This is a genomic window from Streptomyces sp. NPDC090021, assembly GCF_044748225.1.
Taxonomy (GTDB): Bacteria; Actinomycetota; Actinomycetes; order Streptomycetales; family Streptomycetaceae; genus Streptomyces.
In genome coordinates this window covers 39,602-63,847 of record NZ_JBIVFO010000005.1, presented here as the reverse complement: position 1 = coordinate 63,847, position 24,246 = coordinate 39,602, and the positions used below count along the sequence as shown (strand labels likewise).

Annotated in this window: 24 protein-coding genes and 1 tRNA gene; 14 read left to right on the top strand and 11 right to left on the bottom strand. The window is 73.3% G+C overall.

The features are described from left to right. Positions 1-15 precede the first annotated feature (15 nt). Both ACIPXC_RS05035 and ACIPXC_RS05030 read right to left on the bottom strand, forming a co-directional pair. Complete coding sequence (locus ACIPXC_RS05035; RefSeq protein WP_326475584.1) at positions 16-516, bottom strand: FHA domain-containing protein; 501 nt, start codon at positions 514-516, stop codon at positions 16-18. 10 nt (positions 517-526) lie between these two features. Beyond that, positions 527-1,348 (bottom strand): FhaA domain-containing protein, encoded by an 822-nt coding sequence (locus tag ACIPXC_RS05030; RefSeq protein WP_401613634.1) that lies wholly within the window; start codon positions 1,346-1,348, stop codon positions 527-529. A 292-nt stretch (positions 1,349-1,640) separates the two neighbouring features. On the opposite strand from ACIPXC_RS05030, the gene ACIPXC_RS05025 reads away from it, so the two are divergent. From ACIPXC_RS05025 to ACIPXC_RS05000, 6 genes are all read left to right on the top strand, one after another. Then, positions 1,641-1,723, top strand: a tRNA-Leu gene (locus ACIPXC_RS05025). 241 nt (positions 1,724-1,964) lie between these two features. After that, entirely contained in the window at positions 1,965-3,665 is a 1,701-nt protein-coding gene (locus ACIPXC_RS05020; protein ID WP_401613632.1) for a sensor histidine kinase, read from the top strand. A gap of 9 nt (positions 3,666-3,674) precedes the next feature. Continuing rightward, on the top strand, positions 3,675-4,334 hold the full coding sequence (locus tag ACIPXC_RS05015; RefSeq protein WP_392576934.1) for a response regulator: 660 nt from the start codon (positions 3,675-3,677) through the stop codon (positions 4,332-4,334). Positions 4,335-4,446: 112 nt separating this feature from the next. Continuing rightward, positions 4,447-5,874: a DUF2252 domain-containing protein gene (locus ACIPXC_RS05010; protein WP_401613630.1), complete on the top strand. Its 1,428-nt coding sequence runs from the start codon at positions 4,447-4,449 to the stop codon at positions 5,872-5,874. 174 nt (positions 5,875-6,048) lie between these two features. After that, on the top strand, positions 6,049-6,810 hold the full coding sequence (locus ACIPXC_RS05005; protein WP_401613870.1) for a hypothetical protein: 762 nt from the start codon (positions 6,049-6,051) through the stop codon (positions 6,808-6,810). 83 nt (positions 6,811-6,893) lie between these two features. After that, positions 6,894-7,238, top strand: a complete 345-nt coding sequence (locus ACIPXC_RS05000; protein ID WP_078094686.1) for a rhodanese-like domain-containing protein — start codon at positions 6,894-6,896, stop codon at positions 7,236-7,238. 18 nt (positions 7,239-7,256) lie between these two features. On the opposite strand, the gene ACIPXC_RS04995 is transcribed toward ACIPXC_RS05000, so the two are convergent. The 6 genes from ACIPXC_RS04995 to paaA all read right to left on the bottom strand — a co-directional run bounded on the left by ACIPXC_RS04995 (position 7,257) and on the right by paaA (position 12,199). After that, on the bottom strand, positions 7,257-8,399 hold the full coding sequence (locus tag ACIPXC_RS04995) for an acyl-CoA dehydrogenase family protein (protein WP_401613627.1): 1,143 nt from the start codon (positions 8,397-8,399) through the stop codon (positions 7,257-7,259). A 164-nt stretch (positions 8,400-8,563) separates the two neighbouring features. Further along, on the bottom strand, positions 8,564-9,670 hold the full coding sequence (gene paaE / locus ACIPXC_RS04990; RefSeq protein WP_401613625.1) for a 1,2-phenylacetyl-CoA epoxidase subunit PaaE: 1,107 nt from the start codon (positions 9,668-9,670) through the stop codon (positions 8,564-8,566). Next, a complete protein-coding gene (gene paaD / locus ACIPXC_RS04985; RefSeq protein ID WP_401613623.1) occupies positions 9,671-10,180 on the bottom strand; it encodes a 1,2-phenylacetyl-CoA epoxidase subunit PaaD in 510 nt (169 codons plus the stop codon). Further along, the gene (paaC, locus tag ACIPXC_RS04980) at positions 10,174-10,923 is read right to left on the bottom strand and encodes a 1,2-phenylacetyl-CoA epoxidase subunit PaaC (protein ID WP_401613621.1); all 750 of its coding nucleotides are present in this window, start codon (positions 10,921-10,923) and stop codon (positions 10,174-10,176) included. Before paaC ends, paaD begins: the two co-directional genes overlap by 7 nt. After that, a complete protein-coding gene (gene paaB, locus ACIPXC_RS04975) occupies positions 10,920-11,204 on the bottom strand; it encodes a 1,2-phenylacetyl-CoA epoxidase subunit PaaB (protein ID WP_401613619.1) in 285 nt (94 codons plus the stop codon). Before paaB ends, paaC begins: the two co-directional genes overlap by 4 nt. Continuing rightward, positions 11,201-12,199 (bottom strand): 1,2-phenylacetyl-CoA epoxidase subunit PaaA, encoded by a 999-nt coding sequence (gene paaA, locus ACIPXC_RS04970; protein ID WP_401613617.1) that lies wholly within the window; start codon positions 12,197-12,199, stop codon positions 11,201-11,203. Before paaA ends, paaB begins: the two co-directional genes overlap by 4 nt. A gap of 210 nt (positions 12,200-12,409) precedes the next feature. Here paaA and ACIPXC_RS04965 point away from each other — a divergent pair, with 210 nt between their 5' ends. The 3 genes from ACIPXC_RS04965 (at position 12,410) to ACIPXC_RS04955 (ending at position 15,160) form a co-directional block, all read left to right on the top strand. Next, positions 12,410-13,072 carry a DUF5819 family protein gene (locus ACIPXC_RS04965; protein ID WP_401613615.1) on the top strand — a complete coding sequence of 221 codons (663 nt, stop codon included), beginning with the start codon at positions 12,410-12,412 and terminating at the stop codon, positions 13,070-13,072. Further along, a complete protein-coding gene (locus ACIPXC_RS04960) occupies positions 13,069-14,283 on the top strand; it encodes an HTTM domain-containing protein (RefSeq protein ID WP_401613613.1) in 1,215 nt (404 codons plus the stop codon). Before ACIPXC_RS04965 ends, ACIPXC_RS04960 begins: the two co-directional genes overlap by 4 nt. 94 nt (positions 14,284-14,377) lie before the next feature. Beyond that, positions 14,378-15,160 (top strand): TrmH family RNA methyltransferase, encoded by a 783-nt coding sequence (locus ACIPXC_RS04955; protein ID WP_401613611.1) that lies wholly within the window; start codon positions 14,378-14,380, stop codon positions 15,158-15,160. Here ACIPXC_RS04955 and ACIPXC_RS04950 read toward each other — a convergent pair. Next, positions 15,157-15,675: a hypothetical protein gene (locus ACIPXC_RS04950; RefSeq protein WP_401613609.1), complete on the bottom strand. Its 519-nt coding sequence runs from the start codon at positions 15,673-15,675 to the stop codon at positions 15,157-15,159. The two genes, ACIPXC_RS04955 and ACIPXC_RS04950, sit on opposite strands and share 4 nt — an antisense overlap. Positions 15,676-15,930: 255 nt before the next feature. Further along, a complete protein-coding gene (gene paaN / locus ACIPXC_RS04945) occupies positions 15,931-17,613 on the bottom strand; it encodes a phenylacetic acid degradation protein PaaN (protein ID WP_401613607.1) in 1,683 nt (560 codons plus the stop codon). A 124-nt stretch (positions 17,614-17,737) separates the two neighbouring features. Between paaN and ACIPXC_RS04940 the strand changes: the two genes are divergently transcribed. Together ACIPXC_RS04940 and ACIPXC_RS04935 are read left to right on the top strand one after the other, a co-directional pair. Continuing rightward, the gene (locus ACIPXC_RS04940; protein WP_401613605.1) at positions 17,738-19,249 is read left to right on the top strand and encodes a 3-hydroxyacyl-CoA dehydrogenase; all 1,512 of its coding nucleotides are present in this window, start codon (positions 17,738-17,740) and stop codon (positions 19,247-19,249) included. Beyond that, on the top strand, positions 19,246-19,833 hold the full coding sequence (locus ACIPXC_RS04935; RefSeq protein WP_401613603.1) for a TetR/AcrR family transcriptional regulator: 588 nt from the start codon (positions 19,246-19,248) through the stop codon (positions 19,831-19,833). Before ACIPXC_RS04940 ends, ACIPXC_RS04935 begins: the two co-directional genes overlap by 4 nt. 96 nt (positions 19,834-19,929) lie before the next feature. Here ACIPXC_RS04935 and ACIPXC_RS04930 read toward each other — a convergent pair whose 3' ends face one another. Continuing rightward, positions 19,930-20,514 carry an Lrp/AsnC family transcriptional regulator gene (locus tag ACIPXC_RS04930; protein WP_401613601.1) on the bottom strand — a complete coding sequence of 195 codons (585 nt, stop codon included), beginning with the start codon at positions 20,512-20,514 and terminating at the stop codon, positions 19,930-19,932. Positions 20,515-20,692: 178 nt separating this feature from the next. Here ACIPXC_RS04930 and pdhA point away from each other — a divergent pair, with 178 nt between their 5' ends. Genes pdhA through ACIPXC_RS04915 form a run of 3 tightly spaced genes read left to right on the top strand, consistent with a single transcriptional unit; the run spans position 20,693 to position 24,188 of the window. Further along, positions 20,693-21,829, top strand: a complete 1,137-nt coding sequence (gene pdhA, locus ACIPXC_RS04925) for a pyruvate dehydrogenase (acetyl-transferring) E1 component subunit alpha (protein WP_401613599.1) — start codon at positions 20,693-20,695, stop codon at positions 21,827-21,829. A gap of 47 nt (positions 21,830-21,876) precedes the next feature. After that, positions 21,877-22,845, top strand: a complete 969-nt coding sequence (locus tag ACIPXC_RS04920) for an alpha-ketoacid dehydrogenase subunit beta (RefSeq protein ID WP_199819194.1) — start codon at positions 21,877-21,879, stop codon at positions 22,843-22,845. After that, entirely contained in the window at positions 22,845-24,188 is a 1,344-nt protein-coding gene (locus ACIPXC_RS04915; protein WP_401613597.1) for a dihydrolipoamide acetyltransferase family protein, read from the top strand. Before ACIPXC_RS04920 ends, ACIPXC_RS04915 begins: the two co-directional genes overlap by 1 nt. Positions 24,189-24,246 lie beyond the last annotated feature (58 nt).

The window sequence follows — 24,246 nt, the reverse complement described above, 5'->3', positions numbered from 1 at the left end:
TCGCTCATTGTCGTACTACTTCCGCAGCTCGATGACGGTCTTGCCGATGCGGATCGGTGCGCCCGGCGGAATGGGCGTCGGGGTGGTCAGCCGGGTCCGGTCGAGATACGTGCCGTTGGTGGACCCGAGATCCTCGACGATCCACTGGCCGTCACGGTCGGGGTAGATCCTGGCATGGCGGCTGGACGCGTAGTCGTCGTCCAGCACGATCGTGGAGTCGTGGGCGCGGCCCAGGGTGATCGTCTGTCCGGCGAGGGCCACGGTGGTGCCCGTGAGGATGCCCTCGGAGACGACGAGCTTGGTGGGCGCACCGCGACGCTGGCGCTGCTGCGGAGGCGTGGCCTGGCGGCCGCCCTGCTGCGGGGCGCCGCCGGCACCGCCGCGGCGGGAGGAGCCGCGCTGGGTCACCCTCGTGCCGAAGAGATCGCTGCGGATGACCTGGACGGCCACGATGACGAACAGCCACAGAACGGCCAGGAAACCCAACCGCATGACCGTCAGGGTCAGCTCTGACATTGCCCCCGCTTCACCCTTCGGCTTGCCGGTAAATGATGGTGGTGCTGCCCACGACGATCCGCGAGCCGTCGCGGAGCGTAGCGCGGGTGGTGTGCTGCCCGTCCACCACGATGCCGTTGGTGGACCCGAGATCCTGGATCGTCGAGGGCGTTCCGGTCCGGATCTCACAGTGCCGGCGCGATACGCCGGGGTCGTCGATCCGCACGTCGGCTTCGGTGCTTCGGCCGAGTACGAGCGTGGGGCGCGAGATCTGGTGGCGGGTGCCGTTGATCTCGATCCAGTGCCGCCGCGGGCCTCCGGATCCCGCTCCCGGAGCCGCCCCGCCGGGACCGCCCGGGGTGGGCCTGCGGGCGCCGGGTCCGCCCGGGGGCGGGCCGGCGGGCATGGGAGGTGCGGCGACCGGCGGATAGCCGTAGCCGCTCGCAGGGGACGGCGGCGCCCCCTGGGGCTGGGAGGTGCTGGAGGCGAGGGTGCGACTGCGGACCCGGTAGAGCCCGGTGTCGAGGTCCTCGGCCTTCTCCAGGTGGACCTTGATGGGGCCCATGAAGCTGTAGCGCTGCTGCTTGGCGTAGTCGCGGACGAGGCCCGCGAGCTCGTCGCCGAGCTGCCCGGAGTAGGGGCTCAGGCGGTCGTAGTCGCCGGTGCTGAGCTCCACGATGAAGTCGTTGGGGACGACGGTCCGCTCGCGGTTCCAGATGGTGGCGTTGTTGTCGCACTCCCGCTGGAGGGCTCCTGCGATCTCCACCGGCTGGACCTCGGACTTGAACACCTTGGCGAAGGTGCCGTTCACCAGACCTTCGAGTCGCTGCTCGAACCGCTTCAGAACTCCCATGGGGCACCTCCTCCGTCGTTGTCGCCCTGTACTGCTTACTGATCGTATCCACGCGTGGCGGATTCGGGTGGTTCCCCTTCGCACCTGTGGGGACGAGTGTTGGTCCTCACAAGGGATCGTAGGGGCGCTCGGGGAACAGTGTCCCGCACCCGGAGCGGAGTGCGGGAGGGGCTGTCCGCACGGGTGCGTATGCCCCCGGGGAAAGCGATGTGAATCCACCCCGTTCTACGTGCTAATGTTTCGACGTCGCCAGGGGAACGGCCCGAAAGGGAAGGCCACTGGGACGCTGCTCGGGCGAGTGGCGGAACGGCAGACGCGCTGGCTTCAGGTGCCAGTGTCCTTCGGGACGTGGGGGTTCAAATCCCCCCTCGCCCACATCGACGAAACGGTCGTCACCGCGAAAGCGGTGGCGGCCGTTTCGCTTTGTGCCCGTGACCGGCTGTGCGCGGGATGCCGGAGGGCCGGTGTCCGTGCCCGGTGTCTCCCGTGTGGTGTCGGTCACGGATGGGTGCGGGGCCAACTGCTCGCGCGGGATCCGACTTTCGTCGCGGCGGGTGAGACGAAAGAGGGCGGCCGGGGCGGTGGCCGGATGTCTAGGGTCGGGCGCGTGGATGCGATGGCGAAGACACGTGCGGGCTGGGACTGGCTGCGGGGGCCCGAGCCGTGGACACGGCGGATGCTGGCGGGGGACCTCGCGCTCGCCGCCGTGCTGGCCATACTCGGGCTGGGCGTCGAGGAACTCGACCATGGGTCCGGGCAGCGGATGCTGCTGGGTGCCGTGGTCGTGGTGGCGTTGACCCTGCTGCGCAGGCGGCTGCCGGCGGCGACGCTCGTGGTGAGTTCGGCGCTGAGTGCGGTCCTCCCGGGGCTGTTCTTCGTGCTGCCGCTGCTGGGCTGGTCGGCCGGGCGGCGGATCGTCGGCGTGGGCCGGGCGCTGGGCGCCTTCACCCTGGCCTTCGTCGCGGCGCTCGCCTTCAGCGTCCTGGACCAGTGGGCGCAGATGCGGCCGCTGCTGATCATCGTGTTCTCCACGCTGATGTTCCTGGCCGTCACCGTGATGCCCGGCCTGGCCAGCCGGTACTGGTCTCAGCGCCGCACCCTGCTGGCCGCCCTGCACGAACGCAACGGGCAGCTGCTGCGCGAGCGGGCCATGGTCGCCGGGCAGGCGCGGCTGCGTGAGCGGCAGCGCATCGCCCAGGACATGCACGACAGCCTGGGCCACCAGCTGGCGTTGATCTCCGTTCACACGGGCGCGCTGGAGGTGGATCCCGAACTCACCGACCGTCAGCGGGAGGCCGTGGGCGTGCTGCGGCAGGCCTCGGTGTCCGCGATGCACGAACTGCGCGAGGTCGTCGGGATCCTGCGCGACGGTGTGGAGGCGCCCCCGCCGGTGGAGGAGGCGCAGCCCGCGGCGCGCGGCGTGGCCGGGATCGCCGGGGTCGTGGAGGCGGCGCGGGCCGCCGGGACCGAGGTGCGGATGACCACTTCGGGGCGGCCGAGGCAGCTGGTCGCGGCCTGTGACCACGCCGCCTACCGGATCGTGCAGGAGGCCCTGACCAACGCCTACAAGCACGCTCCGGGTGCGCCGATCACGGTGGAGCTGCGGTACGAGGACGACTCGCTGGTGGTGGAGATCGCCAACGGGCCGTCGGCCGGACCGGGCGAGGACGTGGTGTCGGGCGGGCAGGGACTGACGGGGCTGCGCGAGCGGGCCCGGCTGGTGGGCGGCATGGTGCACGCGGGTCCGGCCGAGAGCGGCGGGTTCCGGGTGGCCGGGGTGCTGCCGTACGGCGCGGAGCCGGCCGGGGCCCAGGACGTGGCCGACGACTTCGGACAGCAGGCGCAGGCGCGGAAGAGCACCCTGCCCCCGGGGCGGGGGCGGCGGGGCGAGCAGCAGCCGATGGACTGGGCGGCGGTGGACCGGGAGCTCGCCGTACGGGTGCCCAGCCGTGCCGGTGGCATCGCCGTGGGCTGCGGGATCGCGTTCGCGGCGGTGGTGGTGCTGGTGATCGTGCTGGTCGCCGCGGCGGTGATGCTGATGGACACGGCGGGCGACGCGATGATCGGCAGGGACGAGTACGACGCCGTGCACGTCGGCGAGGCCGAGAGGACGGTCCGTGACCGGCTGCCGTCCGGAGAGAGCTTCCTGACCGCGGGAGCCGACCGGAAGGGGCCGCCCCGGCCGGAGGGCTCGGAGTGCCTGGTGCTGCTGGCCAACGACCAGTCCGGCCAGAGCCTGACCACGGACCTCGTTTTCCGGTTCTGCTTCAAGGACGGCAAGCTCGTGGACAAGCAGGCGTACGAGGTCAAGCAGTAGGAGCACGGGGTGACAGCCGAAGTGATCAGAGTGGTGATCGCCGACGACGAGCCGCTGATCCGGGCCGGGATCAGGATGATCCTGACCTCGGCGCCGGACATCGAGGTCGTCGCGGAGGCGGCGAACGGCCGGGAAGCGGTCGAGCTGGCCCGCTCGCACGCCCCCGAGGTGATGCTGCTCGACATCCAGATGCCGGTGATGGACGGTCTGACCGCACTGGGTGAGCTGCGGCGGGCCGCGCCGGAGGTGCGGGCCCTGATCCTGACCACCTTCGGCGAGAAGGAGAACGTGCTGCGCGCGCTGGGGCAGGGTGGGGCGGGGTTCCTGCTCAAGGACTCGGCGCCGGGCGAGCTGATCGGCGCGGTCCGGGCGGCCGCGGCCGGGGACGCCTACCTCTCGCCCGGGGCCACCCGGCACGTGGTGGACCAGCTGGCGTCCGGGAGGGCGGCGGCGCGCGGCGAGGAGGCACGCCGTCAGGTCGCCGGGCTGAGCGAGCGGGAGCGGGGGGTCCTGGCGCTGCTCGGGGAGGGCCTGTCCAACGCGGACGCGGGCCGGCGCCTGCACATGAGCGAGGCGACCGTGAAGACGTACGTGAGCCGGATCCTGGCCAAGCTGGGCTGTGAGAACCGGGTCCAGGCGGCGCTGCTCGCCCGGGACGCCGGGCTGTAGCCGTCGGCCGGTGCGCCGGGCTTGCGGGCACCGGCCGGGCGGCCGGACGCCGTGGGCGCTGGCCAGGGACACCGGGCTGTCGGTACGGTCAGCCCGTTCTCGAAGCGATCATATGAACGAACGGGTGGGGGCGGCGCCGATGGCGGCGACAGCGGGACAGCGGATTCCGGACGTGGCGGGGTTCGCGCCGCGCGTGGCGGCGGACTCGCCGAAGGAGGCGGGCAAGGCGCTGCGCGCCCGTGTGCCGAGGGCGGCGCACGCCGGCTTCACGGTGCCGGCCGGGCGGCCGGACGCCGTGCGGGCGGTGGAGGAGTCCAACGCGGGGCGGGTGGCCGAGCTGACGCCCATACGGGTCGGCAGGATGGCCGCCAGCCCCTTCGCGTTCCTGCGCGGCGCGGCCGGGCTGATGGCGCACGACCTGTCCGGCGGTCCGGTGACCGGTGTCGGCGCGCAGATCTGCGGTGACGCGCACGCGGCGAACTTCGGTCTGTACGGGGACGCGCGCGGCCGGCTCGTCATCGACCTGAACGACTTCGACGAGACCGTGTTCGGCCCGTGGGAGTGGGACCTGAAGCGGCTGGCGACCTCCCTGGTGCTCGCCGGGCGGGTGGCCGGGGCGGACGAGGACACCTGCCGGGCGGCCGCGCTGGATGCCGTGGGCGCCTACCGGCGGACCATGCGGCTGCTGGCCAAGCTGCCCGCGCTCGACGCGTGGAACGCCATCGCCGACGAGGAACTCGTCTCGCACGCCGACGCCCGCGACCTGCTGGGCACCCTGGAGCGGGTCTCCGAGAAGGCCCGCAACAACACCTCCGCGCGGTTCGCCACCAAGTCCACGGAGATCGGGCCGGACGGCGGCCGCCGTTTCGTCGACGCGCTGCCCGTGCTGCGCCGGGTCACGGACGGGGAGGCGGCGGCCGTGGCGGCCTCGCTCGGCCCCTACCTGCAGACCCTTCAAGGCGACCGGCTGCCGCTGCTGGCCCGGTACGCGATCCACGACGTGGCCTTCCGCGTGGTGGGCACCGGGAGCGTCGGCACCCGCTCGTACGTGGTCCTGCTGCTGGACCACCGGGGCCAGCCGCTGGTCCTCCAGGTGAAGGAGGCCCGGCCCTCGGTGCTGCTCCCGCACCTGCCCGGACTGGGTTTCGTCTCGCCGCCGGAGGAGCACGAGGGCCGCCGGGTGGTGGCCGGGCAGAAGCGGATGCAGGTGGTCTCCGACATCATGCTGGGCTGGACCACGGTGGAGGGGCGCCCCTACCAGGTCCGCCAGTTCCGCAACCGCAAGGGCAGCGTGGACCCGGCGGCGCTGGCTCCCGACCAGATCGACGACTACGGGCGGATGACCGGTGCCCTGCTGGCCCGGGCGCACGCGCACAGCGTCGATCCCCGGCTGCTGGCCGGGTACTGCGGCAAGAACGAGGAGCTGGACGAGGCGATGGCGGCCTTCGCGGTGGCCTATGCCGACCGGACCGAAGCCGATCACGCCGACCTGGTCGCGGCGGTGCGGACCGGGCGGATCGCCGCGGAGGCCGGGGTCTAGATCGCGCGGGTCGCGCCGTCCCTGCGCGACGGGCGATGTTTCACGTGAAACATCGCCCGCGCGGGCGGGCCGTACCCTGGCCGGGTGAGCGAGCAGACCGAGCAGCCCGAGCAGACAGTCCCCGGTGGATCCGGCGACTCCTCCGACACCGGTGAGGAGCGCCCCGAGGCGCGCCTGGAGCGGGCCGTACGGGCCGCGGAGCAGGCGCTGATCGAGTTCGAGATCGCGGTGGAGACCTTCCGCGTGGAGGTGGAGAACTTCTCCCGCCTGCACCATCAGAAGCTCGGCCCCATGTACACGCGGCTCGACGAGCTGGACGCGCTGATCGCCGAGGCGAAGGCTGCGCGCACCGGCGATGCCGAGGATCTCCGGCGGGCGCGGGACGCGCGCTCGCTGGTCATGCCGATGCCCGGCGTGGACGAGCTCTTCCACGACTGGCTGGGTTCGGAGGGCATCTCCGACGACGCCGCCGCGATGCTCACCGACCGGCCGGTGCGGCCGCCGGAGCGGGTCCGCCCCTCCGAGGAGGTGCGCCGCCTCTACCGCGAGCTGGTCCGCCGGGCCCACCCCGACCTGGCCCAGGAGGAGGGCGAGCGGGAGCGCCGCGACGCCTTTATCGCGCGGGTCAATGCCGCGTACGGCCGGGGCGACGAGGGGCTGCTGCGCGAGCTGGCCGAGGAGTGGGCGGCGGGGCCGGTGCCCGAGACGGCCGGGCCCGGCGAGAGCGAGGAGCTGTACGCCCGGCTGGAGTGGCTGGCGCGCCGCAAGGAGCTGCTGTCGCTGGTGGCGAAGGAGCTGGAGGAGAGCGCGATCGGGTCGATGCTGAGGATGGCTCCCGACGACCCCGACCGGCTGCTGGAGGAGATCGCGGAGCAGCTGCTCGCGCAGGTCTCCGAGCGCGAGGCGGAGCTGGCGGCCGAGCTCGCCGCCCGGTGAGGACGGGGCCGTTCGCGCACGCACGGCCGGGGCCGCGGTCGGATAGGTTGGCCGCAGACCTGTGAAGAGAGAAGGCGACAGTTATGAACTTCGGACCGCTTCCCTCGGTGGACGCCGCCGCGGTGCCCTCCGAAGGCTTTGTCCTCGACGTCCGTGAGGACGACGAATGGGCGGCCGGGCACGTCGAGGGCGCTCTGCACATTCCGATGAGCGACTTCGTCGCCCGCTTCGGCGAGCTGACGGAGGCCGTCGAGGACGGCCGCCGCGTGTACGTGATGTGCCGGGTCGGCGGGCGTTCCGCGCAGGTCACCCAGTACCTGGTGCGCCAGGACATCGACGCCGTGAACGTCGACGGCGGGATGCAGGCCTGGGACGGGGCCGGGCGCCCGATGGTGACGGACAACGGAAACCCGGCCTTCGTGCTCTGACCTCCTGAGGGGGCGGCTTCAGGCGAGGGGATGGGCGGCCAGCAGGTCGCCCAGGGCCTCCTCGTGCGCGGCCGCAGGGCCCAGCTGGAGCTCCAGTTGCTTGGCCCAGGCGTGGTAGCGGTGCAGGGGGTAGTCGGTGTCGGCGCCGAAGCCGCCGTGCAGGTGCTGGGCGGTCTGGGCGACCCTGCGTACGCCCTCCGAGGCCCAGATCTTGGCGACCGCCACGTCACCGGCGCTCGGCAGCGGCCCGCCGGCGCCGCCCGTTGCGGCATCGAGCCGCCAGGCGGCCTGCCACAGGGTGACCTCCATGGCGCGCAGGTCGATATAGCGGTCGGCGGCCTGGACGGCGACCGCCTGGAAGGTGGCCACGGGAAAGCCGAACTGCTCGCGCTTGCTGGTGTACCGGCTCGTCATGCCGAGGACGGCCTCGCCCAGTCCGAGCGTCAGGGCGCAGGTGCCGGTGGTGAGGATCTGGCGGAACCGCTCCACGGCTCCCGGGGTGTCGATCAGGTGCGTCCGGTCCACCCGCACGCCGTCCAGGGCGAGTTCGGCGAAGCGCTCCCCGCTGGTGGAGACCTGCTCGGCGAGAGCGAGGCCGTCGGCCGTGCGCGGGACCAGCGCGAGGACGCCCTCGCCCTCGCCGGTGTGGGCCGGTACGGCGATCCAGTCGGCGGTGTGCGCCCAGGGGACGGCGGTCTGGGTGCCCTCCAGAACCCATCCTTCGCCGTCGAGCCGTGCGGTGACGGCGAGTTCGGCCGGGTCGTGCCCGGAGCGGCCGTGCGCGGCGGCGGTCAGGACGAGCGTGCCGCGCCCGGCGCCGGGCAGCAGTGCGGCGGCCAGTTCGGGGCTGCCGTGGGCCTGGACGGCCATGGCGGTGGCGCAGTGCTCCAGCATCGGGACCCGGGCCAGCACCCGGGCGGCCTCGCGCAGGACGAGGCACAGGGCGATGGTGTCCAGGCCGGCGCCGCCGTGCTCCTCGGCCAGGACCAGGCCCAGCAGGTCGGACGCGGCGAGCCGGGCCCACAGCGGGCGGTCGAAGTCGTCGGCGACGGCGCCCGGGGTCAGCGCGGGGCTGGGCACGCCGTCGGGTGCCACGTCCGCGAACACGGCCCTGGCCGCTTCGACGGCGGCCAGCTGCTCCTCGGTGAAGGTGAAGTCCACTGCCTGTCCTCCCGTTCTGACCTGACGGGGCGTCAAGATAGAACAGGTTCCTGAAAATGGACAGGGGAGGAGGACGGCAGGGGAAGCGGCCGGACCCCGGGGCACCCTCTGGGCCCTGTCGTCGAAGTCCCGCCCGGCCCGCGGCGTTGCTTCGGCGACCGGCCCTAGCGGTCGAAGTCGATCTCCACTTCCTCGGTGACCGGGTGCGACTGGCAGGCGAGGACGAAACCGGCGTCCGTCTCCTCGGCCTCCAGGGCGAAGTTCCGGTCCATCCTGACCTCGCCCGACACCACGAACGCCCGGCACGTGCCGCAGACGCCGCCCTTGCAGGCGTACGGGGCGTCAGCGCGGTTGCGGAGCACCGCGTCCAGCAGGGACTCGCCGTCCTGAACGGGCCAGGTGCCGGAACGCCCGTCGAGCCGTGCGGTGACCCGGCCCTGCGCGGCCGCGGCCGACGCCGCCGAGCGGACCGGCGCGGGGGTGGTGTCCTCGACGTGGAAGATCTCTTCGTGCACCCGGGTCCGGGCGACCCCGAGCGCGCTCAGGGCCCGCTCCGCGCCCTGCACCAGACCGTACGGCCCGCACAGGAACCAGCCCGTGACCTCCGCCACCGGAAGCAGGGCGGGCAGCAGGGACACCAGCCGCTCCTCGTCGAGCCGGCCGGACGGCAGCCCCGACTCCTGCTCCTCCCGGGAGAGCACCGTGACCAGCTGGAACCGCGCGGGATAGCGGTCCTTGAGGTCGGCGACCTCCTCCAGGAACATCGTCGAAGCCGCCGTACGGTCGCTGCGCACCAGGCAGAAGCGGGCGTCGGCCCGCGCGGCCAGCAGGCTCGCGGCGATCGACAGCACGGGCGTGATCCCGCTGCCGCCGACGATCGCGGCGTAGTGCCCGGCGGCGGGGGCCGCGGCGGGATCCAGCACGAAGCGTCCGGCCGGGACCATGACGTCCAGCACGTCGCCGGCCGCGATCTCCTTGTGCGCGAAGGTGGAGAACTCCCCGCCCTCCACCAGCCGCACGCCGACCCGCAGCAGCGCGGGGCCCGGGCCGTCCGCCGTGGGGGCGGGCGAGCAGATCGAGTAGGTGCGGCGGACCTCGGCGCCGCCCTCCGGGGCGGTGCGGCGCAGCGTCAGGTGCTGGCCGGGGGCGTGCCGGTAGTCCTCGCGCAGCTCCTCGGGGACCCGGAGGGTCAGCGCCACCGAGTCGTCGGTGAGCCGGTCGACTTCCGCCACCGTCAGCGGGTGGAACGCGCCGTGGCGGGGGGCGGCCATCTACAGCTCCTTGAAGTGGTCGAATGGTTCGCGGCAGGCGGTGCAGCGGCGCAGCGCCTTGCACGCGGTAGAGGAGAAACGGCTGAGCAGCTCGGTGTCGGTCGATCCGCAGTTCGGGCAGCGGACGGACAGGGCCACCGGGACCGGCCCGCCAGCCGCGTGCGGCCTGGGCGGGGCGATGCCGAACTCGGCCAGCTTGCGGCGGCCCTCGGCGCTGATGTCGTCCGTGGACCAGGCGGGGGCCAGCACGGTGGTCACCCGCACCTCGGGGATGCCGTGGCCGGTCAGGATCCGCTCGATGTCGGCGGACATGGCCTCGATGGCCGGGCAGCCGGTGTAGGTGGGGGTGAGGGTGACCTCGGCGTGGCCGTCCTCGTGCATCCGCACCCCGCGCACCACGCCCAGCTCGCCGAGGGTGAGCACCGGCAGTTCGGGGTCCGGGACGGAGCCGGCCAGTTCGGCCAGCTCGGCCTCCAGGCGGGTCGTCGCGATGTCGGCGCTGGTCACCATGACGCCCCCGGGTGGCTGCGGTGCAGGTGCTGCATCTCGGCGAGCATCCGGCCGAAGGACTCGGTGTGCAGTCCCTGACGGCCGGCGCCGGCGGCCCAGGCGCCGGTGCGCGGCCCTTCGGGCAGGGTGAGCCCGGCACGCTCCACGACATCGGTCAGCGCGGCCAGCCAGCGCTCTTCGAGGGCGGCCCAGTCCACGCCGTCGAGGCCCTCCACCGGCTGGAAGAGCTCCCCGGTGAACTTCCACAGCGCCTTCAGCGCCGCCTGCATGCGGGCGCGGCTCTCCTCGGTGCCGTCGCCGAGCCGCAGGGTCCACTGCTCGGCGTGGTCGCGGTGGTACGCGGTCTCCTTGACGGCCTTGGCCGCGAGGGGCGCGAACGGGCCGTCCCCGCGGGCCAGTTCCGCGTAGAGCTCGTACTGGTGGACGGAGAAGTACAGCTGGCGGGCGATGGTGTGGGCGAAATCGCCGTTCGGCTGCTCGACCAGCTGGAGGTTGCGGAAGGACCGCTCCTCACGCAGGAAGGCCAGCTCGTCCTCGTCGCCGACCATGGACAGCAGGATGCGGGCCTGGCCGAGCAGGTCGAGGGCGATGTTGGCGAGGGCGACCTCCTCCTCCAGGACGGGGGCGTGGCCGGCCCACTCGCCGAGCCGGTGGGAGAGGATCAGCGCGTCGTCGCCGAGGGCGAGGGCCGCCGCCGCGGTGGCGGTGCTGGTGGTGGCGGTGCTGGTGTCGGTGCCGGTCACAGGTGGCTCACTCCCTCCGGGATGTCGTAGAAGGTGGGGTGCCGGTAGGGCTTGTCGGCGGACGGCGCGAAGAAGGGGTCCCGCTCGTCCGGCGAGGAGGCGGTGATCGAGGCGGAGGGAACGACCCAGATCGAGATGCCTTCGTTGCGCCGGGTGTAGAGGTCGCGGGCGTTGCGCAGGGCCATTTCCGCGTCGGGGGCGTGCAGGCTTCCCGCGTGCGTGTGCGAAAGGCCGCGGCGCGAGCGCACGAACACCTCCCACAGGGGCCAGTTCTGCGTCATACCCGTGCCTCCTCGTTCTGTCCGGCGGGCTTCGCCGTCTGCTGCTGTGCCGCCTGCTGCTGTGCCGCCTGCTTCCGCGCGTACGCGGCGGCCGCGTCGCGCACCCAGGCGCCTTCCTCGTGGGCCCGGCGCCGCTGGCCGATCCGCTGCTCGTTGCAGGGGCCGTTGCCCTTGAGCACGTCCCAGAACTCGGCCCAGTCGATGGCGCCGAAGTCGTGGTGGCCGCGCTCCTCGTTCCACTTCAGGTCCGGGTCGGGCAGGGTCAGGCCGAGGGACTCGGCCTGCGGGACGGCGATGTCCACGAACCGCTGGCGCAGCTCGTCGTTGGAGTGGCGCTTGATGCGCCAGGCCATCGACTGCGCCGAGTGCGCCGACTCGTCGTCCGGCGGGCCGAACATCATCAGGGAGGGCCACCACCAGCGGTCCACCGCGTCCTGCGCCATGGCGTGCTGCTCCTCGGTGCCCTTGGAGAGGGCCATGAGGAGCTCGAAGCCCTGGCGCTGGTGGAAGGACTCCTCCTTGCAGATCCGGACCATCGCGCGGGCGTAGGGCCCGTAGGAGCAGCGGCAGATCGGCACCTGGTTGGTGATCGCCGCGCCGTCCACGAGCCAGCCGATGGCGCCGACGTCCGCCCAGGTCAGGGTGGGGTAGTTGAAGATCGAGGAGTACTTCTGCCGGCCCGAGTGGAGCTTGTCCAGAAGCTCGTCGCGGCTGGTGCCGAGGGTCTCGGCCGCGCTGTAGAGGTAGAGGCCGTGGCCCGCCTCGTCCTGGACCTTGGCCATCAGGATCGCCTTGCGGCGCAACGAGGGCGCGCGGGTGATCCAGTTGGCCTCGGGCTGCATGCCGATGATCTCGGAGTGGGCGTGCTGCGCCATCTGCCGGACGAGCGATGCGCGGTACTCCTCCGGCATCCAGTCGCGCGGTTCCACGCGCTCGTCCGCCGCCACGGCTGCGTCGAACGCCGCCGCGAGCTGTGCGCCCAGGTCAGCCGTCATGCCCGTCCCGTCCGTCCCGTCTGTCCCCAGGGCCGTGTCCGGGCCCGTTTCCGGGGTCACTGCCACCATTCCGGCCCCTTGCGGTGTATGCCGGCCGTCCGTCACCCGACCGACCGATCGTTCGGTTCCTTCACTTCAATGGTGAGACGGCGGCCCGTAGGGTGTCAACCTCTGTGGTCAACCCTGTGGACGCCGGACGATCGGGGCGGGATGGATGCGAACGAGCACGAGCTCGCCGAAGGGGCCGCTCCACCACCCCCGAGGGCGCCCGGAATCGCCGGTCTGTCCACCCCGTACCGGGTCGTGACCGCGCTGGCCCTGGGCGCCGTGGGCATCGCCGCGTGCACGCACCTCGCACTGGTCTTCCTGCACGTGGCCCCCTCCAACACGGTGAGCAGGCAGCACGCGCGGACGATCGACGCCTGGATCTATCCCGAGTTCGAACAGAACTGGAAGCTCTTCGCGCCCAACCCGCTCCAGCAGAACATCGCCGTGGAGGTGCGCGCCGAGGTCCGGACCGCCGGCGGCGAGCTGATCACCACCGGCTGGCGGGACCTGAGCGCCGAGGACGCCGCCGCGATCCGGCACAGCCTGCTGCCGAGCCACACCGAGCAGAACGAGCTGCGCCGGGCCTGGGACTTCTACACCGGCTCCCACGACGAGGACGAGAAGCCCGTCGGCGAGCGCGGCGAGCTGTCCGAGGAGTACCTGCGGCGGATCGCGGTGAACCGGCTCGCACCGGACCACCGCGGCGGGCGCATCCTGCGGATCCAGCTGCGCTCGGCGACGACGGCCGTGCCCGCGCCGAAGTGGAGCACCGAGAGCACCGATACCCAGACCTACTACCGGGAGCTGCCGTGGTGGAAGGTGTGAGACGGGCCCGCGCCGCGCTGGCGCGGGCCGTCGCCGAGGTCAGCGGGCAGGCGCTCGGCCCGTACCAGAGCGCTGTCGTCCGCATCGGCTTCGCGGGCACCTGGCTCTTCTTCCTGCTGCGGGAGTTCCCCCACCGCGCCGAGCTGTACGGCCCGGACGGGCCGTGGAGCCAGGAACTGGCGCAGCGGCTGCTCGACTCCAACGGTGCCTTCACGGTCCTGACGTGGTCCGGCTCGGCCCTGTGGTTCGAGACCGTCTACGCCGTGGCCGTGCTGGCGAGCGCCGGCCTGCTGCTGGGCTGGCGCACCCGGGCGATGTCCGTGGTATTCATGATCGGCGTGCTGTCCCTGCAGAACCGCAGCGTGTTCATGGGCGACGGCGGGGACAACGTCATCCACCTGGTCGCGATCTACCTGGTGCTGACCCGGTGCGCGCAGGTGTGGTCGCTGGACGCGCGCAGGGCGCGCAGGCGGGGCTCCGCGACGGCGGGGGCGGCCGGGCCGGTGCTGTGGGGGGTGCTGGGGGTCGTCTTCGCCCACGGCGCCGCCACCGGGCGGTTCAGTCCCGGCTGGCTGGCGGCGTTCGGCGCGGTGTGGGTGGTCTGCGCACTGTGGTGGCTGGTCGACCGCCGCGACCCGGAGGGCGAGGGGCGGGCGGTCCTGGACGTCCTGGCGAACCTGCTGCACAACGCGGGCATGCTGGTGATCATGGTCGAGGTCTGCCTGATCTACGCGACGGCCGGCTGGTACAAGATCCAGGGCTCGCGATGGCAGGACGGGACGGCGCTGTACTACCCCCTGGGGCTGGACTACTTCACCCCGTGGCCGGCGCTGTCGGCGCTGCTGGCGGGCAGCGGGACGCTGGTGATGCTGCTGTCGTACGGGACGGTGGCGGTCCAGGTCGCCTTCCCGTTCACGCTCTTCAACCGGCGGATCAAGAACGTGCTGCTGGTGCTGATGATGCTGGAGCACGCGGGGATCGCGGTGCTGCTGGGGCTGCCGTTCTTCTCGCTGGCGATGATCGCCGCCGATGCGGTGTTCCTGCCGACGGGCTTTCTGGTGTGGCTCGGTGCGCGGGCCGCGGCGCTGCGGGCGGCAGCGCCGCGGGTCGTCCGGCGCCCGGAGCGGCGCCCTGCGGGGCCTTCCCCCGCCCCGCCGCCACCCGGACCCGGGCTCCGCCCGGACCCGGCCCTCGACCGCGGGACGGGCTGAGAGCGCCGAGGGGTGGGGGCCCGGGCTCCGTCCGGGCGAGGGGTCCGAGGGGTGGATGTCCCGGGGCGCGGAGCGGGGGCCGTAGGGTCGGGGCATGAGTGAGGATCAGGGGTCCGGGGAGATCGCGCGGGACTGGGCGGAGGCGTCCGGCCGCGGGGACCTCGTGCTCCTCGACGGGTTCCACGCGCTCAAGCACGCCCTGCGCTTCGGGGCCGACGTGCGGGTGGCCGTCGCGGACGATCCCGGCGCCGTACGGGCCCTGGCCCGGGCGCTGGCTCCGGACGTCGAGGCCGCTGTGGTCCGCCTGGTGCGGCCGGCCGTGCTCAGGGAGCTGCTGCCCCGCGTCCACCCGACCGGGGTCGCCGCCCTCGCCGTACGGCCCGACCGGGCCGCGGGCATTGCCGGCCTGGGGCGGATGCCGAGGAAAGCGCCCGTCGTCGTCCTCGACAACCCCCGCAACCTCGGCAACGTCGGGGCCGTCGTCCGCCTCGCCGCCGGCTTCGGCGCCACCGGCGTGGTCACCCGCGGCGACCTCGACCCCTGGCACCCCAACGTGGTCCGGGCCGGGGCCGGACTGCACTACGCCACCACCGTCGAGCGCCTCGCCCTGGAGGAGCTGCCGCCCGGGCCGCTCTACGCGCTCGACCCGGAGGGCGGGGACATCCGCGGCCTCACCCTCCCGGACGACGCGCTGCTGGCCTTCGGCTCCGAGCGGCACGGGATCTCCCCCGAACTGCGTGCGCGGGCCGACCACCTGGTGTCACTGCCGATGCGCCCCCAGGTCTCCAGCTACAACCTCGCCACCAGCGTGGCCATGACCCTCTTCCACTGGGGCGGTCCCCCGCCCGCCGGGCAGGAGAGCGGCGAGGACTCCTAGGAGTCCCCCGGCCAGGACGGCTGCGGCCGCGCCGAGCGTCGCCCCGTCGGGACGGACCAGGGCCGGCCGCGCCGTGCCTGCCAGGTCGGCAGGGCGAGCGCCGCCGCGTACACCGCACCGGCCGCCAGGACCGGCCGCACCCGCATCCGTTCGTCGCGCGGCCGGGCGGAACGCCGGGCGAGCGCGGCGAGGAGGAGCAGCGGCAGCAGCTGGAGGGCGCGCGTTCCGAAGAAGTGCGGGACGCGCAGGTCCCCTCCGGTGGTGGACCAGCCGGTGAGGAACATCCCGGGGCCGCCGTCGGGCACCCCCACGTTGTGCGCGCCGCTCTCGGCGAGGGCCGGACCTGCGGCTTCGCCGCCCTGCCGCTCGGGGGTGGGCAGGACCACCAGGAACGCCGGCGCGGCGCCGATCGGCGCGAGGACCGTGGAGATCCGGATCGACCAGGTCGTGGCCCGGTCGGCGGTTCGCGGGCGCCGGAGCAGGGCTGCGAGGACGAGCGTGCCGAGCCACAGCACGAGCGGACCTGCTCGCCGACTACGCCGAGGCCGCCGAGCGGGTGGGCCGTAGCGACCTGGGCTGCCTCGCCCGGCGGGTGGCCCGCGAGGAGCTCGTCGAGGCGGTGGCCGTGGGCACGGTGCTGGGCGACGCGGGCTTCGCCGCCCTGCGCGGGACCGCCCAGGTGGACGCCTCCGCCCGGATGTGCGGGGAGGAGGCGTCCAGGCCCTGGACGGGCGCCGGACGCTCCGGCGTCCGGCCGTCGCGTCCGGCGGCTACGCCTGGCGGCGGACCTCCACCACGCGGAAGCGGTTCGAGACGAAGGCGCCGTCGCACAGCGCGGCATTGGCCGCGGGGTTGCCGCCGGAGCCGTGGAAGTCCGAGAACGCCGCGGTCTGGTTGACGTAGACCCCGCCGGTCAGGTTCAGCGAGAGCTGGGCGGACTCCTCCAGGCAGACCTTTTCGAGGGCGCGCTCGGTGTCGGGGGAGGTGGTGTAGGCGCCGACCGTCATGGCGCCCTTCTCCCGCACGGTGCGGCGCAGCAGGTCCAGCGCGTCCTGCGTGGAGTCCACGGCCACCGCGAAGGAGACCGGGCCGAAGCACTCGGAGAGGTAGGGCGCCTCCGGGTCCGGCTTGGCGGCGTCCAGCTTGACCATCACCGGCGTACGGACCACCGCGTCCGGGAACTCGGGGTTGGCGACCTCGCGGGACTCCAGCGCGACCTCGCCGAGGCCGGCGGCCGCCTCCAGGCGGGCCCTGACGTCCGGGTTGACCAGCGCGCCGAGCAGCGCGTTGGCCCGGGCGTCGTCACCGAGCAGGCCGCCGACCGACGCCGCGAGGTCGGCGACCACCTCGTCGTACGACTTGTGGCCGGCGTCCGTCGCGATGCCGTCGCGCGGGATCAGCAGGTTCTGCGGGGTGGTGCACATCTGGCCGCTGTAGAGCGACAGGGAGAAGGCCAGGTTGGCCAGCATCCCCTTGTAGTTGTCGGTGGAGTCCAGGACGACGGTGTTGACGCCCGCCTTCTCCGTGTAGACCTGGGCCTGGCGGGCGTTGGCCTCCAGCCAGTCGCCGAACTCCGTGGACCCGGTGTAGTCGATCAGCTTGATCTCGGGACGGACGGCGAGGTCCTTGGCGATGCCCTCGCCCGGGCGCTCGACCGCGAGCGCCACCAGGTTCGGGTCGAAGCCCGCCTCCGCGAGGACCTCGCGCGCCACCCGCACGGTCAGGGCGAGCGGCAGCACGGCCCGCGGGTGCGGCTTGACCAGCACCGGGTTGCCGGTGGCCAGCGAGGCGAACAGGCCCGGGTAGCCGTTCCAGGTCGGGAAGGTGTTGCAGCCGATCATGAGGGAGATGCCCCGGGGGACCGCGGTGAAGGTCTTGCCGAGCTCCAGCGGGTCCTTCTTGCCCTGCTGCTTCGACCAGTCCGCCTGTCCGGGGACCCGGGTCTGCTCCTCGTAGGCGTAGGCCACGGCCTCCAGCCCGCGGTCCTGCGCGTGGGGACCGCCGGCCTGGAACGCCATCATGAAGGCCTGGCCGCTGGTGTGCATGACCGCGTGCGCGAACTCGTGCGTGCGGGCCGAGATGCGGGCCAGGATCTCGATGCAGACCAGGGCGCGCGCCTCCGGTCCGGCGTCGCGCCAGGCGCCCATGCCGGCCTTCATCGCGGGCAGCAGCACGTCCGGGTCCACATGCGGGTACTCGACGCCCAGCTCCGGGCCGTACGGGGACACCTCGGCGCCCGCCCAGCCGTCGGTGCCGGGCTGGCCGAGGTCGAACCGCGTGCCGCGGAGCGCCTCGAAGGCGGCGAGCCCGTCGGCCGGGGCGGTCTCGCCGTACGCCTTCGGGTGCTCGGGATGCGGAGACCAGTAGGCGCGGCTGCGGATCGCCGACAGGGCCTGGTCCAGGGTGGGCCGGTGCTTGGCGGACAGCTGGGGGACGGTGAGCTCGGCGGCCATCAGGGACCAACTCCTCGTTGAGCCGGGCGAAGGAGAGCAGACTGGAGTTAGAGTAACCGAACGATCGGTCGGGACAAGAGGGCCCGGCGGACCTGTGGACAAGTCGGTGCGGGAGGATCAGGACATGACAGCAATCGAGCGGTCCCGCACTGTGGCGGTCGTCGGCGCGGGCACCATGGGCCAGGGCATCGCCCAGGTCGCCCTTCTCGCAGGTCACCGCGTGCTGATCTACGACATCGACACCGCCCTCGCCGCCGACGGCGTCGGCATCGTGCAGGACCGTGTCGAGCGGATGGCCGCGAAGGGCCGTCTGGACCGGGCCGAGGCCGAGGAGGCGGTCGGCCGGATCGCGCCCGCCGGGGCCCTCGCGGACCTCGCCGGGGCCGCCCTCGTCATCGAGGCGGTCGTGGAGAACGTCCAGATCAAGCAGACCCTCTTCGCGGCCCTCGAAGAGGTGGTGGAGCCGGACGCGCTGCTCGCCACGAACACCTCCTCCCTCTCCGTCACCGAGCTCGCCGCAGGCCTCGCGCACCCCGGCCGCTTCCTCGGCCTGCACTTCTTCAACCCGGCCCCGCTGCTCCCGCTCGTCGAGGTGGTCAGCGGCTCCGCGAGCGACCCGGCGGCCGTCGAGCGCGCGTACCGCACGGTCCTCGGCTGGGGGAAGACGCCGGTCCGCTGCGCCGACACCCCCGGCTTCATCGTCAACCGGATCGCCCGCCCCTTCTACGCCGAGGCCTTCGCGGTGTACGAGGAGCAGGGCGCCGACCCGGCGACCATCGACGCCGTGCTCCGCGAGAGCGGCGGCTTCAAGATGGGCCCCTTCGCGCTGACCGACCTGATCGGCCAGGACGTCAACGAGGCCGTGACCCGCTCCGTGTGGGAGTCCTTCTTCCGCAGCCCCAAGTTCGTCCCGTCCCTGGCGCAGCGCCGGCTGGTCCAGTCGGGCCGCCTGGGCCGCAAGTCGGGGCACGGCTGGTTCCCGTACGGCCCCGGCGCGGCGGCCGCGCAGCCGCACACCGCCGGCCCCGAGGAGGCCCCGGCGAAGGTGACCGTCGTGGGTGACCTCGGGCCGGCCGCCGCCCTGGCCGACCTGCTGGAGGAGGCCGGGATCGCGGTCACGGCCACCGAGCACGGGGGCCCGTACATCCAGCTGCCCGGCGAGGGACAGCTGGTCCTCGCGGACGGGAAGACCTCCGTCGAGTTCGCGGACGTCGTCTACTTCGACCTCGCGCTCGACTACCGGAGCGCCACCCGGATCGCCCTCTCCGCCAGCGCGGACACCAGCGAGCGCACCCTCGCCGAGGCGATCGGCCTCTTCCAGAAGCTCGGCAAGCAGGTCTCCGTCATCGGCGACGTCCCCGGCATGATCGTCGCCCGGACCGTCGCGATGCTGATCGACCTCACCGCCGACGCCGTCGCCCGCGGCGTGGCCTCCGCCGAGGACATCGACACCGCGATGCGGCTCGGCGTCAACTACCCGCTGGGCCCCTCCGAGTGGTACGACCGGCTCGGCCGGGACTGGGCCTACGACCTGCTGCACCACCTCGACGAGCGCTGCCCCGGCGGCCGTTACGCGCCCTCGCTGGCGCTGTTCAAGCTGGGTTACGCGGCGGGCGACGAGGAGGACGCGCAGTGACGACGGCCAAGCGCGACACCTACACCCCCGAGACGCTGCTGTCGGTGGCCGTCCAGGTCTTCAACGAGCGCGGCTACGACGGCACCTCGATGGAGCACCTCTCCAAGGCCGCCGGTATCTCGAAGTCCTCGATCTATCACCACGTCACGGGCAAGGAGGAGCTGCTGCGGCGGGCCGTCAGCCGCGCCCTCGACGGGCTCTTCGCGGTGCTGGAGGAGCCCGGCGCGAACGGCGGCCGGGCCGTCGAGCGCGTCGAGTACGTCACGCGCCGCACCGTCGAGGTGCTGGTGGGCGAGCTGCCGTACGTGACGCTGCTGCTGCGGGTGCGGGGCAACACCCGCACCGAGCGGTGGGCGCTGGAGCGCCGCCGCGAGTTCGACCACCGGGTCGCGGACCTGCTCAAGGCCGCCGCCGCGGACGGCGACCTGCGGGCCGACGTGGACATCCGCCTCGCCACCCGCCTCCTCTTCGGCATGGTGAACTCGCTGGTCGAGTGGTACCGCCCGCACCCGGGCACGGGTCCCGAGCAGCTCGCGGACGCCGTCGTCCACATGGCCTTCGACGGCCTGCGCACGGCCCGCTGACCGACTGACCGGCCGACCCGGCCGACCGCCGCGCACAACGCCCCGGACGGGGTCCTCAGGGACCGTCCGGGGCGTTGTCGTGTCTCGGGCCGCCCGTCACCCGTTCGGCCCCCAGTCCTCCGTGATCGCGGGGCCGGCGCCCGGGCCCGGGCCGGGATCCAGCAGGTCCGTCTCCTCGAAGACCAGCAGGGTGCGCGTCGAGAGGACCTCCGGGATGGCCTGGAGGCGGGTCAGGACCAGCTCGCGCAGGGTCCGGTTGTCCGGGGTGTGCACCAGGAGCAGGACGTCGAAGTCGCCGCTGACCAGGGCGATGTGCGCGGCCCCCGGGAGTTCGCGCAGCTGCTCGCGGACCGTGCGCCAGGAGTTCTGGACGATCTTCAGCGTGATGTAGGCGGAGGCTCCCTGGCCCGCGCGCTCGTGGTTGACGCGGGCCGTGAACCCGCGGATCACCCCGTCGTCGATGAGCCGGTTGATCCGCGCGTAGGCGTTCGCGCGCGAGACGTGTACCTGCTCGGCCACCGAGCGTATGGACGCCCGGCCGTCCGCCTGGAGCAGCCGCATGATCGACCGGTCGATCGGGTCCAGGGGGCGGGGTGTGACGGGCGGGACCGCAGGGGCTCCCGGTGCGGTCCCCTGCGGAACCGGTGCGGAACCGGCCGCGGCCATTTGTTCATCCGGCATTGCCCGATGCCTCCCTCTGCTGGACGTCCTGCGTCCATCCCAGGCCCCCGGCGCCCGTTTGTCCACAGCCTGGAGCCGCCTGTAGCCAAATTGCGCGGACAACCGAACAATCGGTAGGTGAGGGGCCTCACATCCGGGGCACCCCCTGCCCGCTTCCCACGAGGAGGTGTACGCCGCCATGACGGTCCAAGAGCTGCCCGGTGCCGGTGCGTCCCGCCGTTCCACCCCGCCGCCCGCCTGGAGGCCCCGCACGGACGCCGCCCCGCTGCTCCCGGACGCCGAGCCCTACCGGGTGCTGGGCACCGAGGCGGCCGACCGGCTCGACCCCGCGCTGATGCGCCGCTGCTACGCCGAACTGGTGCGCGGCCGTCGCTACAACGCCCAGGCCACGGCGCTCACCAAGCAGGGCCGGCTCGCCGTGTACCCCTCGACCGTCGGCCAGGAGGCCTGCGAGATCGCCGCCGCGATGGTGCTGGAGGAGCAGGACTGGCTCTTCCCGAGCTACCGCGACACCCTGGCGGCCGTGGCGCGCGGACTGGACCCCGTACAGGCACTGACCCTGCTGCGCGGCGACTGGCACACCGGCTACGACCCGCGCGAGCACCGCATAGCCCCGCTCTCGACCCCGCTCGCCACCCAGCTGCCGCACGCGGTGGGCCTGGCCCACGCGGCGCGGCTGCGCGGCGACGACGTCGTCGCCCTCGCGATGGTCGGCGACGGCGGCACCAGCGAGGGCGACTTCCACGAGGCGCTGAACTTCGCCGCCGTCTGGCAGGCCCCGGTGGTCTTCCTCGTGCAGAACAACGGCTTCGCGATCTCCGTCCCGCTCGCCAAGCAGACCGCTGCCCCGACGCTGGCCCACAAGGCCGTCGGCTACGGCATGCCGGGCCGGCTGGTCGACGGCAACGACATCGCGGCGATGCACGAGGTGCTGGCCGAGGCGGTCCGGCGGGCCCGGGCCGGTGGCGGCCCCACCCTGATCGAGGCCGTCACGTACCGCATGGAGGCGCACACGAACGCCGACGACGCGACGCGCTACCGCGGTGACGCCGAGGTCGAGGCGTGGAAGGCGCACGACCCGATCGACCTGCTGGAGCGGGAGCTGACCGCGCGCGGGATCCTCGACGAGGCGGGCATCACGGCCGCGCGCGACGAGGCCGAGGCGATGGCGGCGTCCCTGCGCGACGGGATGAACGCGGATCCGGTGGTGGACCCGATGGACCTGTTCGCGCACGTCTACGCGGAGCAGACCGACCGCCTGCGCGAGCAGGCGACCATGCTCCGTGCCGAGCTGGAAGCCGAGGACCAGACGTGACGACGGTGGCGGCGAAGTCCGCGAAGACGGGGGCCAAGCCCGCGACGATGGCGCAGGCCCTGACGCGGGCGATGCGCGACGCGATGGCCGAGGACCCGACGGTCCACGTGATGGGCGAGGACGTCGGCACGCTCGGCGGCGTCTTCCGGATCACGGACGGCCTCGCGAAGGAGTTCGGCGAGGACCGCTGCACGGACACCCCCCTCGCGGAGGCCGGGATCCTGGGCACGGCGGTCGGCATGGCCATGTACGGGCTGCGGCCCGTGGTGGAGATGCAGTTCGACGCCTTCGCCTACCCGGCCTTCGAGCAGCTGATCTCGCACGTGGCGAAGATGCGCAACCGCACCCGCGGTGCGATGCCGCTGCCGATCACTATCCGCGTGCCCTACGGCGGCGGGATCGGCGGTGTGGAGCACCACTGTGACTCCTCCGAGGCGTACTACGTGGCGACGCCCGGCCTGACCGTGGTCACCCCGGCGACCGTCGAGGACGCCTACGGTCTGCTGCGCGCGTCGATCGCGAGCGACGACCCGGTGGTCTTCCTGGAGCCGAAGCGGCTGTACTGGTCGAAGGCCGACTGGTCGCCGCAGGCGCCGACGGCCGTCCCGGGCATCGGGAAGGCGCTGGTCCGGCGGACGGGCACGAGCGCGACCCTGATCACCTACGGGCCCTCGCTGCCGGTGTGCCTGGAGGCGGCCGAGGCGGCCCGCGAGGAGGGCTGGGACCTGGAGGTCGTGGACCTGCGCTCCCTGGTCCCCTTCGACGAGGACACGGTCGTGGAGTCCGTACGCCGCACCGGGCGCGCGGTGGTGGTCCACGAGGCCGGCGGCTTCGGCGGGCCGGGCGCGGAGATCGCCGCCCGTGTCACGGAGCGGTGCTTCCACCACCTGGAGGCCCCGGTGCTGCGGGTGACGGGCTTCGACATCCCGTATCCGCCGCCGATGCTGGAGAAGTACCACCTGCCCGGTGTCGAGCGGATCCTGGACGCCGTGGCCCGCCTGCAGTGGGAGAACTGATGCCGCAGGTCATGGAATTCAGGCTGCCGGACCTCGGCGAGGGGCTGACCGAGGCCGAGATCGTGCGGTGGCTGGTGGCCGTGGGCGACGTCGTCGCCATCGACCAGCCGGTCGTCGAGGTCGAGACGGCCAAGGCGATGGTGGAGGTGCCCTGTCCGTACGGCGGCGTGGTCACCGCCCGGTTCGGTGAGGAGGGCGAGGAGCTGCCCGTCGGCGCCCCGCTGATCACCGTCGCGGTGGGCGTGCAGTCCGCTCCGGAGGCCGGAACGGCCCCGCAGGACGAGGCCGAGGGCTCCGGCAACGCGCCCCGGCCCCTGATCGGTTACGGCTCGGACCACTCGCGCCCGGCGCGTCGGCGACGGGTGCGACCCGTCACCGCCGCGGTGTCGGCGCCCGTCGCGGCCCCGGTCGTCGCCCCGGCTCCGGTCGCCGTGGCCCCGGTGGCCCCGGTGGCCGCTGCGGTTCCGGCCGGGCCGGTGCCCGTTATCTCGCCGCTGGTGCGCAAGCTGGCCAAGGACGGCGGGGTGGACCTGCGCGCGCTGCACGGTTCCGGGCCGGAGGGCCTGATCCTGCGGGCCGACGTCGAGGCGGCCCTGGCCGCGCTGACGGCGCCCGCTCCGGCCCCGGCCGTCGCCCCGGCGGCGGTGTCGGCGCAGGGCGAGCGGATCCCGCTCAAGGGGCTGCGCGGCGCGGTCGCCGAGAAGCTGTCGCGCAGCCGCCGGGAGATCCCGGACGCGACCTGCTGGGTCGACGCCGACGCCACCGAGCTGATGGCGGCCCGGGCCGCGATGAACGCGGTGGGCGGGCCCAAGATCTCGGTGCTGGCGCTGCTGGCGCGGATCTGCACGGCCGCGCTGGCCAAGTACCCGGAGCTGAACTCCACCGTGGACCTCGCGGCCAAGGAGATCGTCCGGCTCCCGTCGGTGCACCTGGGCTTCGCCGCGCAGACCGATCGGGGCCTGGTGGTCCCGGTGGTCCGGGACGCTCAGGAGCGCAACCCGGAGTCCCTGTCGGCGGAGTTCGCGCGGCTGACCGAGCTCGCCCGCGCCGGCAAGCTGGCCCCGGCCGACCTGACGGGCGGCACCTTCACCCTGAACAACTACGGGGTGTTCGGCGTCGACGGCTCCACGCCGATCATCAACCACCCGGAGGCGGCGATGCTGGGTGTGGGCCGCATCATCGACAAGCCGTGGGTGCACCAGGGGCAGTTGGCGGTCCGGAAGGTGGTCCAGCTGTCGCTGACCTTCGACCACCGGGTCTGCGACGGCGGTACGGCGGGCGGCTTCCTCCGGTACGTCGCGGACTGCGTGGAATCCCCGGCGGTCCTGCTGCGCAGCCTTTAGCCGTGCGGCGCGGGGGCGGGGCTCGAAGACCGGGGCCCCGGCCCCCGGCCCTGGCGCC

Bases quoted from the DNA above. Each gene is read 5' to 3' on its own strand.
- paaB (WP_401613619.1), bottom strand. From the start codon at position 11,204: ATGACGCAGAACTGGCCCCTGTGGGAGGTGTTCGTGCGCTCGCGCCGC.
- ACIPXC_RS05030 (WP_401613634.1), bottom strand. From the start codon at position 1,348: ATGGGAGTTCTGAAGCGGTTCGAGCAGCGACTCGAAGGTCTGGTGAAC.
- ACIPXC_RS04920 (WP_199819194.1), top strand. From the start codon at position 21,877: ATGGCGCAGGCCCTGACGCGGGCGATGCGCGACGCGATGGCCGAGGAC.
- paaN (WP_401613607.1), bottom strand. From the start codon at position 17,613: ATGGCCGCCGAGCTCACCGTCCCCCAGCTGTCCGCCAAGCACCGGCCC.
- ACIPXC_RS04955 (WP_401613611.1), top strand. From the start codon at position 14,378: ATGAGTGAGGATCAGGGGTCCGGGGAGATCGCGCGGGACTGGGCGGAG.
- paaA (WP_401613617.1), bottom strand. From the start codon at position 12,199: ATGACGGCTGACCTGGGCGCACAGCTCGCGGCGGCGTTCGACGCAGCC.
- ACIPXC_RS04965 (WP_401613615.1), top strand. From the start codon at position 12,410: ATGGATGCGAACGAGCACGAGCTCGCCGAAGGGGCCGCTCCACCACCC.
- ACIPXC_RS04940 (WP_401613605.1), top strand. From the start codon at position 17,738: ATGACAGCAATCGAGCGGTCCCGCACTGTGGCGGTCGTCGGCGCGGGC.
- ACIPXC_RS05000 (WP_078094686.1), top strand. From the start codon at position 6,894: ATGAACTTCGGACCGCTTCCCTCGGTGGACGCCGCCGCGGTGCCCTCC.
- ACIPXC_RS04930 (WP_401613601.1), bottom strand. From the start codon at position 20,514: ATGCCGGATGAACAAATGGCCGCGGCCGGTTCCGCACCGGTTCCGCAG.
- paaD (WP_401613623.1), bottom strand. From the start codon at position 10,180: ATGGTGACCAGCGCCGACATCGCGACGACCCGCCTGGAGGCCGAGCTG.
- ACIPXC_RS05010 (WP_401613630.1), top strand. From the start codon at position 4,447: ATGAACGAACGGGTGGGGGCGGCGCCGATGGCGGCGACAGCGGGACAG.
- paaE (WP_401613625.1), bottom strand. From the start codon at position 9,670: ATGGCCGCCCCCCGCCACGGCGCGTTCCACCCGCTGACGGTGGCGGAA.
- ACIPXC_RS05020 (WP_401613632.1), top strand. From the start codon at position 1,965: ATGGCGAAGACACGTGCGGGCTGGGACTGGCTGCGGGGGCCCGAGCCG.
- ACIPXC_RS04915 (WP_401613597.1), top strand. From the start codon at position 22,845: ATGCCGCAGGTCATGGAATTCAGGCTGCCGGACCTCGGCGAGGGGCTG.
- ACIPXC_RS05035 (WP_326475584.1), bottom strand. From the start codon at position 516: ATGTCAGAGCTGACCCTGACGGTCATGCGGTTGGGTTTCCTGGCCGTT.
- pdhA (WP_401613599.1), top strand. From the start codon at position 20,693: ATGACGGTCCAAGAGCTGCCCGGTGCCGGTGCGTCCCGCCGTTCCACC.